Source organism: Dyella sp. (assembly GCF_035508675.1).
Taxonomy (GTDB): Bacteria; Pseudomonadota; Gammaproteobacteria; order Xanthomonadales; family Rhodanobacteraceae; genus Dyella_B.
The window spans coordinates 1-9,895 of the sequence record NZ_DATJMN010000222.1 but is presented as its reverse complement, the minus strand read 5'-3'; the positions used below and the strand labels follow the sequence as shown (position 1 = coordinate 9,895).

12 protein-coding genes are annotated in these 9,895 nt (G+C 63.0%); 10 read left to right on the top strand and 2 right to left on the bottom strand.

The window, feature by feature from the left end; all coding sequences use genetic code 11:
- Nucleotides 1–518, top strand: a 518-nt coding sequence (locus VMA74_RS11900; protein WP_325367208.1) for a class I SAM-dependent methyltransferase, incomplete at its 5' end; no start/stop codon positions are given.
- A 9-nt stretch (nt 519–527) separates the two neighbouring features.
- Nucleotides 528–1,397, top strand: coding sequence for a TraB/GumN family protein (locus VMA74_RS11895; protein WP_325367206.1), 870 nt, complete (start codon nt 528–530; stop codon nt 1,395–1,397).
- Between the two features lie 16 nt (nt 1,398–1,413).
- On the opposite strand, the gene VMA74_RS11890 is transcribed toward VMA74_RS11895, so the two are convergent.
- Nucleotides 1,414–1,875, bottom strand: coding sequence for a hypothetical protein (locus VMA74_RS11890; protein ID WP_325367204.1), 462 nt, complete (start codon nt 1,873–1,875; stop codon nt 1,414–1,416).
- Nucleotides 1,876–1,991: 116 nt separating this feature from the next.
- Between VMA74_RS11890 and parC the strand changes: the two genes are divergently transcribed.
- From parC to VMA74_RS11855, 7 genes are all read left to right on the top strand, one after another.
- Nucleotides 1,992–4,232: a DNA topoisomerase IV subunit A gene (parC, locus tag VMA74_RS11885; protein ID WP_325367202.1), complete on the top strand. Its 2,241-nt coding sequence runs from the start codon at nt 1,992–1,994 to the stop codon at nt 4,230–4,232.
- A gap of 192 nt (nt 4,233–4,424) precedes the next feature.
- The gene (locus VMA74_RS11880; protein WP_325367200.1) at nt 4,425–4,904 is read left to right on the top strand and encodes a hypothetical protein; all 480 of its coding nucleotides are present in this window, start codon (nt 4,425–4,427) and stop codon (nt 4,902–4,904) included.
- 184 nt (nt 4,905–5,088) lie between these two features.
- Nucleotides 5,089–5,928: an alpha/beta hydrolase gene (locus VMA74_RS11875; protein ID WP_325367198.1), complete on the top strand. Its 840-nt coding sequence runs from the start codon at nt 5,089–5,091 to the stop codon at nt 5,926–5,928.
- A 14-nt stretch (nt 5,929–5,942) separates the two neighbouring features.
- Nucleotides 5,943–6,302: a hypothetical protein gene (locus tag VMA74_RS11870; RefSeq protein ID WP_325367196.1), complete on the top strand. Its 360-nt coding sequence runs from the start codon at nt 5,943–5,945 to the stop codon at nt 6,300–6,302.
- Nucleotides 6,299–6,748, top strand: a complete 450-nt coding sequence (locus VMA74_RS11865; RefSeq protein WP_325367194.1) for a DMT family transporter — start codon at nt 6,299–6,301, stop codon at nt 6,746–6,748. Before VMA74_RS11870 ends, VMA74_RS11865 begins: the two co-directional genes overlap by 4 nt.
- Before the next feature lie 141 nt (nt 6,749–6,889).
- A complete protein-coding gene (locus tag VMA74_RS11860; RefSeq protein ID WP_325367192.1) occupies nt 6,890–7,138 on the top strand; it encodes an acyl carrier protein in 249 nt (82 codons plus the stop codon).
- Between the two features lie 4 nt (nt 7,139–7,142).
- A complete protein-coding gene (locus VMA74_RS11855; RefSeq protein WP_325367190.1) occupies nt 7,143–8,357 on the top strand; it encodes a beta-ketoacyl-[acyl-carrier-protein] synthase family protein in 1,215 nt (404 codons plus the stop codon).
- Between the two features lie 132 nt (nt 8,358–8,489).
- Here VMA74_RS11855 and VMA74_RS11850 read toward each other — a convergent pair whose 3' ends face one another.
- Nucleotides 8,490–8,978, bottom strand: coding sequence for an 8-oxo-dGTP diphosphatase (locus VMA74_RS11850; RefSeq protein ID WP_325367188.1), 489 nt, complete (start codon nt 8,976–8,978; stop codon nt 8,490–8,492).
- 99 nt (nt 8,979–9,077) lie between these two features.
- Between VMA74_RS11850 and VMA74_RS11845 the strand changes: the two genes are divergently transcribed.
- Nucleotides 9,078–9,890 (top strand): phosphodiester glycosidase family protein, encoded by an 813-nt coding sequence (locus tag VMA74_RS11845; protein WP_325367187.1) that lies wholly within the window; start codon nt 9,078–9,080, stop codon nt 9,888–9,890.
- Nucleotides 9,891–9,895 lie beyond the last annotated feature (5 nt).

The following is a 9,895-nucleotide window of genomic DNA, read 5'->3' as shown; positions in this document are numbered from 1 at the left end:
GGCTGCCGATCGAGATCCGCCTGCAGGACTACCACGAGCTCGACGAGCCGTTCGACGCGGTGTACTCGATCGGCATGTTCGAGCACGTGGGCGGCAAGAACTACCGTGCCTATTTCGAGACCGTGCGGCGTTGCCTGAAGGAGAACGGCCTTTCGCTGCTGCACTCCATCGGCAGCAACAACACGCCCGCGCGGCCCGATCCGTGGATCGAGAAATACATCTTCCCCAACTCCATGATCCCCGCCGCCAGCCAGGTGGCGGCGACGCTGGAAGGCTTGTTCGTGGTGGAAGACTGGCACAACTTCGGTGCGGACTACGATCGCACGCTGAGCGCCTGGAGCGCGAATTTCGACGCGGCATGGCCCACGCTTTCCAGCCGCTACGACGAACGCTTCCGCCGCATGTGGCATTTCTACCTGTCGGTATCCACCGCTGTTTTCCGCAGCCGCCGCGACCAGCTGTGGCAGCTCACCTTGAGTCCGCACGGCGTGCCGGGCGGTTATCGCGTTCCGCGCTGAGTCCTGGCCATGATTAAACGACGCTTGTGGATGCTGTTCTCGCTGCTTTTCCTGCTGTGCAACAACGCACTCGCCCATCCGGCGCTGTGGCAGGTAAAAAACGGTAGCAGCACGGTGTATCTGTTCGGCACCGTGCATTTGCTGCCGAACGACACGGACTGGCGCTTTCCCGCGCTGGAGCAGGCTCTTTCGAAAAGCCAGTCGCTATACATCGAGCTGACCGATGACGATCAGGGCACCATGGCCTCGCTGGTGCTGCGTTATGGCATGGACACCGAGCATCCGCTCTCCTCGCTGCTCAGCGAAAGCGACAACGCCGCGCTGGCCAAAGCCGCGCAGCTGGCCGGCTTGCCCGGCGGCACCACCGCGTTGCAACCGATGAAACCGTGGCTGGCGGCGTTGACCTTGGCGGTCGCGCCCTTGATGAAGGCGGGGCTTGATCCTTCCACCGGCGTGGACAAGCAATTGCAGGCGCAGATGGCGCACGCCGGCAAACCGGTCTATGGATTGGAAACGGCCGAACAGCAGATCCGCTTTCTCGCCGACCTGCCGGACTCGCTGCAGATCGCTTTCCTGCGTGACACCTTGCGCGATGTGGAAAAGGACAAGACGGAACTATTGTCCCTGGTCGATGCATGGAAACGCGGCGATGTCGCCGCCATCGCCAAGCTCGAGAACGACGAGCTGAAAACGCAGGAGCCCGCGCTCTATCAGAAATTGCTCGTGCAACGGAATCAGAATTGGGCGGCCAAGATCAAGGACCTGCTGAGACAACCCGGTACCACCGTGTTCGTGGCGGTAGGTGCCGCGCATCTGGCCGGACCGGATAGCGTGCAAGCGCAGCTGGCAAAGATCGGGGTAACCGCGCAGCAGGATTAAGGCAACACTTAAGGCGTCAGAACGACGCCGTGATCGACTTCGGCTTCAAGGGGAAGCGCGGCATCTGGATGGTGTACGAATCCAACTTACCCAGGTCCTTGTACGACGCCGTCAGCATGGCGCCATTGAAACCCACGTCGATGCGGTACACATGACCTGCTTCGACGTTGTCGATGGTGACATCCTGGCGGTTGAGCTGGTGCGCATTGGACAACGTGAGCTTGATCACCTGCTTGCCGGGCAACACGCGCACCCAGGGCGTCTTGCCGCCGTTGAACTTGTCCCAGGTGGCGACCTGGTTCACGCGGGTGATGCCGCAGATGTATTGGGACGGCTGGCCGCATACGACCAGGGCGGTATCCGCCTTGGGATGATCCTTGTCCTTATATCCGAGCAACGGACGCCGGCCCGCGAAATGCGCGCATCCAGCCATGAACGTGCAGGCCATGACCACGGCGGCGGTGCGTAGATAGTGCATGACTCACCTGGAGCGAATGGATCGCGGCATTCTAGCCCAAGCACCTCGCCATCTGGCACCATTCTCAGGTTGTAGCACCCCGCCATCCCGGCGTTGCCCCTGGCAGTCCTATCTCCATGACCCTGCAAGCCAATTACGAACAGATCCCGCTCAAGGAATACGCCGAACGGGCCTATCTCGATTACTCGATGTACGTGGTGCTGGACCGCGCCCTGCCCTACGTGGGCGATGGCCTCAAGCCGGTACAGCGACGCATCATTTATGCGATGAGCGAGCTGGGCCTGGCCGCCAGCGCCAAGCCGAAGAAATCCGCGCGCACCGTCGGCGACGTGATCGGTAAATTCCATCCGCACGGCGACAGTGCCTGCTACGAAGCGATGGTGCTGATGGCGCAGCCGTTCTCCTACCGCTATCCGCTGATCGACGGCCAAGGCAACTTCGGTTCGCCCGACGATCCGAAAAGCTTCGCGGCGATGCGTTACACCGAATCCAAGCTCAATCCGCTGGCCGAGGTACTGCTGGCGGAACTCGGCCAGGGCACGGTGGATTGGGTACCGAACTTCGACGGCACGCTGGAGGAACCGAGCTGGCTGCCCGCGCGCCTGCCGCACGTACTGCTGAACGGCTCGATGGGCATTGCCGTAGGCATGGCCACGGATATTCCGCCGCATAACCTGCGCGAAATCGCCAGCGCATGCATTCGCCTGCTGGATGATCCGGACGCCACCGTGGCGGACCTGTGCGAACACGTTCGCGGCCCAGACTACCCGACCCAGGCAGAAATCATCACGCCGCGCAACGAGCTGATGCAGATGTACCGGACCGGCGTGGGCTCCATCCGCGCGCGCGCCGTGTACACGCACGAAGAAGGCAACATCGTGATCACAGCGCTGCCGCACCAGGTCAGCCCGTCGAAGATCCTCGAGCAGATCGCCGCGCAGATGCGCGCGAAGAAGCTGCCGATGATCGAAGACCTGCGCGACGAATCCGATCACGAAGACCCAATCCGCCTGGTGATCGTGCCACGTTCCAACCGCGTCGACGTGGACGAGGTGATGCAGCACCTGTTCGCCACCACCGATCTGGAAAAGAGCTTCCGCGTCAATCTCAACATGATCGGCCTGGACGGCCGTCCGCAGGTGAAGGACCTCCGGCGAATCCTGTCCGAGTGGCTGAGCTTCCGTGTCGACACAGTCACGCGCCGCCTAAACCATCGACTGGCGAAAGTCGAGCGCCGCCTGCATTTGCTGGAAGGCTTGCGCATTGCCTATCTCAACCTGGATGAAGTGATCCGCATCGTCCGCACCGAGGACGAACCCAAGCCGGTGTTGATGGCGCGCTTCAAGCTAAGCGAGGAACAGACCGACTACATCCTCGAAACCCGGCTGCGCCAGCTGGCGCGCCTGGAAGAGATGAAGATCAACGCCGAGCGCGATCAACTCGAGGAAGAGCGCGCCAAGATCAACGTATTGCTGAAATCCCCTGCCAAACTCAAGGGCTTGATCAAGGAAGAATTGCGCGCCGATGCCGCCAAGTATGGCGACGACCGCCGCTCGCCATTGGTCGAGCGCGAGGCCGCGCAGGCGCTGGACGAAAGCGCATTGGTAGCGAGCGAGCCGGTCACCGTGGTGCTGAGTCAGAAAGGCTGGATTCGCGCCGCCAAGGGCCATGACGTCGATGCCGAAGGCTTGTCGTATCGCGAAGGCGACAGCCTGCTCGCCACGGTGAAGGCCCGCACGACACAGCAGATCGCAGTGATCGATTCCACCGGCCGCAGCTATTCCACCCCAGCGCACACGCTGCCTTCCGCGCGCGGCAACGGCGAGCCGCTCACCGGTCGCTTCACGCCGCCCGCCGGCGCGCGTTTCGATGCCGTGACCGTGGGCGACAACGACACGCGCCTGGTACTGGCTACCGACTTCGGCTACGGCTTCGTGACCCGCTTCGAAGCGCTCACCGGACGCAACAAGGCCGGCAAGCAGATCATCACGCTGGGCGATGGCGCGCGCGTGCTGGCACCGCAAGTAAGCGCCGACCCGGCACGCGATCGCATCGTCGTCGCCACCACCGATGGTCATCTGCTGATGTTCTCGGTAGCCGAACTGCCCGAACTCGACAAGGGCAAGGGCAACAAGCTGATCGAAATTCCCAAGGCCAAGCTAAGCAGCGGCGATGAACGCGTCGCAGGCGTCGCCGTCGTCACCGAAGGCAAGGGCGAAATCACGCTCTACGCCGGCCAGCGCAAACTCACGCTGCGCTGGGCCGACCTGGTCGAGTACGGTGGCAATCGCGCCACGCGCGGCAACGTGCTGCCGCGCGGCTTACGGCGGGTTGAGCGGATTGAGACGACGGGATAAGTGCGGGAATCGGGAATCGTCAATCGGAAATCGTAAAAGCGGTATGCGGCAGGCCTGTAGAGACTGGCCTTTAACGATTGACGATTCCCAACCCTTTAAAGGAACTTCATCCGCCCGCAAGTCATCGAATGCACCTGTCCACGGCAAGGCATTGCCGCGCGTTATGTGCATGACGAACTCCGGAGCACCTTCATGAAACGCCGTGCCATCGCCGCCCTGGCCGCTATTCTCCTGACCACCGCTGCATGGGCGCAGACGGGCAATCAGCCGTTGAACCTGAAGTTGCCGGGGGGGTATCAAAGCTATCCGGCCGCGGCCTCCACGGCAGCGCAACCGGCCTCGTCCAGCAGCACCTCCGGCAAGAGCAAGGGCGGCGTGACCGTCAACGGCCATCCCGCCGCCATCAGCCCGGCGCCAGGCGTCTATTACGGCGATACCAGCGGTGCGCGCGGCAACGGCCAGGCCGCCGTGCCGGCATGCGACGACTCCACCTACAACAAGCCGCAGGTGCATGGGGAGCTTGGCATGGGCGTGGTCAGCGGCAGCCATATCGGCACCGGCAGCTATCAATCCGGCGCAGTCAGCGTGGTGAAGAACACCGGCAGTTGCGACCATCCCACCGGTTCGGTGGGGGTTTCGATCCAGATGAGCCGATTCGGCGGATTGCATTGAGTGGTGCCGCCAATCGGGAATCGTCAATCGTAAGTAGTTAGGAGCGATCACCTGCGCGCTCCGGAGCCCACGCTCTTACGATTCCCGATTGACGATTCACGCCCCAACCCCGAAAGCAGCTAGAAAGCCGCTCCCCACACACTGCAGGACCATTCTGTCCGCGCGTCTGCAGTCGAGCCCCCTAGTGATTCAAAACGTCGAGTTCCGCTTCGAAGGTGGCCGTTGTGGCGTGCTGCTGATCCATGGCCTTACCGGCACGCCTACCGAAATGCGCCTGGTCGGCAAGGGGCTGAACCGCGCCGGTTTCAGCGTCTACGGCATGCAGCTGGCCGGTCATTGCGGCGACGTGCAGGACCTGCTCGCGACCGGCTGGAAAGACTGGTACGCCAGCGTGGAAGCCGCCGCTGAAACGTTCCGGCACGAGGTGGACCACCTGTTCGTGGGCGGACTGTCGATGGGCGCGATCCTGGCGCTGAAGCTCGCCGCGGAACGGCCGCAATGGGTGCGCGGCGTAGGCGTATACGGCGCCACGTTCCGCTACGACGGTTGGGCGATTCCGTGGTACGGCCGCTTCTCCTTCCTGCTGCCGTGGCTGCATCGCTTTGGTATCGGCAAGCATCGCATGGTGCATGAAAATGAACCCTACGGCCTCCGCGACGAACGCCTGCGTGCGCAGATCGCCGGGCTGATGCTGGGCGGCGACAGCGCGGCAGCCGGCTTGCCGGGCAATCCATGGCCGTCGCTGGCCGAGATGTACAACATGGCCGCGGCGGTCCGCGGTGAGCTGCCGAAGGTCACCGCGCCCTGTCTGGTCGCGCACGCGACCGAAGACGACGTGGCCAGCCTCGAGAACGCCCATCTGGTGGCGCGCTCGGTATCCGGTCCGGTGGAAATGCTGTTGCTGGAAGACAGCTATCACATGATCACCATCGATCGCGAACGCCGACTGCTGATCGACCGCTCGGCCGACTTCTTCTCCAAGGTAGCCGCGAGCTGCATGCCTGGCGCGCTCGCCGTCGCCTGAGGCAGAAACCCCACATGTCTCTTCTCGTCGCCACGCTGTGGCTGGTCAACGTGACACTGGATACCTGCGGCCAACTCGCCTTCAAAGCCGCCGCCGGCGATCCCGATGCCGGCGATGGCGCGGCGCGCTGGCGCCATATGGCCGCCCGCCCCTGGCTGTGGCTCGGCCTCTCGGCGTATGCGCTGCATCTCGCATCGTGGATCGCCTTCCTGTCGCTGGTCGCTCTCTCCAAGGGCATGTTGCTGGCCTCCATCAACATGGTGGCGATCATGATCGGCGGCCGGCTGTTGTTTAGGGAAAAACTCACGCCGCTGCGTGTTCTCGGCATCCTGCTGGTAAGCACCGGCGTGGCGATCGTGGGAGCAGCCGGATGAGCACCACGGCGCGCACCTGGCGCTTCTACCTGGGCGGCTTCGCGCTGCTGTTGGTGTTCGACACGCTCGTGCAAGTGAGCTTCAAATTGACCGGCGTGCATGCGTTTCCGCCCCAGGCAAGCTGGGCGTGGGTGCTGCGCATCGTCAGCCAACCCTGGATCTACATTGCCCTGGTCGGCTACGTCGGCAACTTCTTCACCTGGATGAGTCTGCTCAAGCACGCACCGATCGGACCGGCATTCGCCGCCTCGCACCTGGACGTAATCAGCGTGATGCTGGCGTCCGCTTGGCTGTTCCATGAAGCACTCACGCCGATGCAGCTGTTTGGCGCAGGCGTGATCGTGCTGGGCATCGTATGCCTGGCCTGCGCCGAAAACGGTGCGCATCCGGCGCACGATACGTCCACCGAGGCCAAGGGCGCCGCGGGCGTCATGGCTAGCGACTGAGCCATTGTCGTACTGCAAGGTTTAGCTAATCCACGCGACGATGCGTGCGGTGGACGCTATGCTGTGTTCAAGAAGTTACGATATGGACAACGCGCACGCTCTTCGTCAGGCTTGCCGCCAGGGGATTACCGGGGTCATTTCATGAGCAATGTGCAACAAGAAGTTTTCGAGATCATCAGCAAGCAGGCAAAGATCGGCATCGATACGGTCAAACCCGAGTCGACGCTGAAAGATCTCGGCGTAGCTTCGCTGGATGCCATCGAAGTGATCTTCGACATCGAGGAGCACTTCAACATCAACCTTCCCAACGAGGAAGTCGACTTCGAAAGCGGCACCGTCGGCCACCTGATCGAGGCGGTGGAGCGCCAGCTGGCGCAGAAATCCGGTTGAGTGCATGCGACGTATCGTGATTACCGGCATGGGCGGCATCTGCGCGCTCGGCCACAATGCTCCGGACATCTGGCAGGCCATGACCGAGGGCCGCAGCGGTATCGGCCCGGTGCATCACATCGATGCGAAATACCTGCGTAACGATGCGATTGCGGCAGAAATCAACGATTTTGACCCGCTCACGTACATCGATGAGGCGCGGCTGCCGTTTCTCGATCCGCTGAGCCAGTACGCGCTGGTGGCCGCCGGCGAAGCCATTCGCCAATCAGGCCTGGTGTTTCGCGGCGAACGCGCAGCGCGCAGCGCGATTGTGGTGGGCGTCGGCTCCGCCGGCGAGGAAACCCGCGAGGGGCTGTACCAGAAGCTCTACGGCGAACAGGCCAGCCGTTTCCACCCGCTCGGCATCGTGCGCATCATGAGCAACGCGCCGGCCAGCCAGATCAGCATGGTTCACGGCATTACCGGGCCTACCTTCGCCGTATCGAGTGCTTGCGCGTCTTCGAACCATGCATTTGCACAGGCCGCGATGATGATACGCGCGGGCCTGGTGGATACGGCGATCGCGGGCGGCACCGAGGCTTGCATCACCCTCGGCGTATTGCGTGCGTGGGAAGCGATGCGTGTGCTGGCACCGGATACCTGCCGTCCGTTCAGCGCCAAGCGACGCGGCCTGGTGCTGGGCGAGGGCTCGGGCATGTTCGTACTGGAAACGCTGGAAAACGCCCAGGCGCGTGGCGCCACCATCCTGGCGGAACTGGCTGGCGTGGGCATGAGCGCCGATGCCGGCGATATCGCAGCGCCTTCCGAAGCAGGCGCTGCCGCAGCCATGCGGATCGCCATGCAGGATGCAGGCATGCAAGCGGCGGACTTCGATTACATCAACGCACATGGCACGGGCACCACCGCCAACGATTGCACGGAAACACGCGCGATCCACAACGTATTCGGCGCGCACGCGCCGCGCCTGGCCGTGACATCCACCAAGCCGATGCATGGTCACGCATTGGGCGCGGCCGGTGCGCTGGAAATGATTGCCGTGCTCGGTTCGCTGCGCGACGGAATCGTGCCGCCCACGCTCAATTACCTGGGCCCCGATCCGGCCTGCGATCTGGATTACGTGCCGCATCACGCGCGCGCCATGACAGTGCGTGCCGCGCTGAGTAATTCGTTTGCGTTTGGCGGGCTTAATGCGGTGGTGGCGGTGCGGCAGGCGCCCTGAGGGTCGCCCAAACTCAAGCGCTGTTGGTGGTGAGCACAAGCGAACCCCAACGTTGCCATGCAGATGGCGATGTTGGGGCTCGGCGTTGCCTCACCGCCAACCTACGCCGCTGGCGAGCGCGATCTCGCATGCTCACAAGCGCGTAAACGACCACGACTGCATGCGCCCGTCCTTGTACGGCATCACGCCATGGAACGGACGCGGATCGCGATCGAACACCAAAGGCAGAAAGTGGCGGTCGCCTTCCCACATCGGCAATTCCATGAGGTGGTCGATGTCGATCCACTCCAGCGTGCCTTCCGGATTCTGTGTGTAAGGCTCGCCGCTAAAGCTGTCGATGACGAAGATGAAGCCCAGCCAGTCCTCGCCCTGCTTGCCGAAGCCGGGCCAGTTGAGCGTGCCGCGCAGGTGCATCGTTTCGCACTCGATGCCGGCTTCTTCGTGAATCTCGCGCCGCATGCATGCGGCGATGTCTTCGCCGGGCTCCATCTTGCCGCCGAGGCCGTTGTACTTGCCCAGATGCTGGTCGTCCGGCCGCGCGTTGCGATGGATCATCAGCACCTTGCGCCGATCCGGGGAAAGCACGTAACCGAGTGTGGCGACGATAGGGGTATAGGGCATGGGCGGGCATCCCTTTCCTGAGATCAAAGCTGAAGTTTACGCGCTGAGGCGCTGCGGATGCTCTTGCATCCATCACGGCCGTGCGGCGACCATCCACGGATGCGCTCGTCCACCCACGCCCGGCGGTTGCATCGCAGCCTGCCACCCCGCCTGCTCGCCCTGCTGGGGGTGCCAGCGCTGCTGGCCGCATGCGGCAATCAGTTGCAGCCGATGGAAAGCCGCGAGGTGACATTCCAGGGACAGGACTTCACGGTGGTGCGTCTGGACCTGCATCGCGAAGCATTGACGCTGCACTGGAAGAATCCAGACACCGGCCAGCCCTATGGCGACATCCAGAGCCTGCGCGAATGGGGCGCAGCGAACGGCAAGCGGCTGATGTTCGCGGCCAATGCAGGCATCTACGACCAATCCTACGCACCGCTGGGGCTGTACGTGGAAAACGGCAAGACGCTGGTGCCGCTGAACCTGTTCCACGGCAATCCGGCGGCCGGCAATTTCTCGATCCGTCCCAACGGCGTGTTCGCCATCTATCGGGACGGCCATGCCGCCGTGCGCACCAGCACCGATTTCAAGGCAGATCGCAAGCCGGTGGACTGGGCCACGCAATCGGGGCCGATGCTGGTGATCGACGACAAGATCAACGATCAATTCGTGCACGACTCCACCAGCAACAAGTGGCGTAGCGGCGTATGTGCGCGCACGCCTTACCAGGTGGTGTTCGCAGTGAGCGAGTCGCCGGTGAATTTCCACACATTTGCGCAATTGTTCCGCGACAAGCTCGACTGCAAGGATGCGCTGTACCTGGATGGCAGCATTTCACAGTTCTACATCGACGGCACCGGCTATGCCGGCGCTCCCACCTTCATGGTCAAGCCCTACGCGGGCATCTTCGCGGTGTTTGCCGAACAATGACGACG

Coding starts and splice junctions, on each gene's coding strand:
- VMA74_RS11895 (WP_325367206.1), top strand. CDS start 528: ATGATTAAACGACGCTTGTGGATGCTGTTCTCGCTGCTTTTCCTGCTG.
- VMA74_RS11890 (WP_325367204.1), bottom strand. CDS start 1,875: ATGCACTATCTACGCACCGCCGCCGTGGTCATGGCCTGCACGTTCATG.
- parC (WP_325367202.1), top strand. CDS start 1,992: ATGACCCTGCAAGCCAATTACGAACAGATCCCGCTCAAGGAATACGCC.
- VMA74_RS11880 (WP_325367200.1), top strand. CDS start 4,425: ATGAAACGCCGTGCCATCGCCGCCCTGGCCGCTATTCTCCTGACCACC.
- VMA74_RS11870 (WP_325367196.1), top strand. CDS start 5,943: ATGTCTCTTCTCGTCGCCACGCTGTGGCTGGTCAACGTGACACTGGAT.
- VMA74_RS11865 (WP_325367194.1), top strand. CDS start 6,299: ATGAGCACCACGGCGCGCACCTGGCGCTTCTACCTGGGCGGCTTCGCG.
- VMA74_RS11860 (WP_325367192.1), top strand. CDS start 6,890: ATGAGCAATGTGCAACAAGAAGTTTTCGAGATCATCAGCAAGCAGGCA.
- VMA74_RS11855 (WP_325367190.1), top strand. CDS start 7,143: ATGCGACGTATCGTGATTACCGGCATGGGCGGCATCTGCGCGCTCGGC.
- VMA74_RS11850 (WP_325367188.1), bottom strand. CDS start 8,978: ATGCCCTATACCCCTATCGTCGCCACACTCGGTTACGTGCTTTCCCCG.
- VMA74_RS11845 (WP_325367187.1), top strand. CDS start 9,078: ATGCGCTCGTCCACCCACGCCCGGCGGTTGCATCGCAGCCTGCCACCC.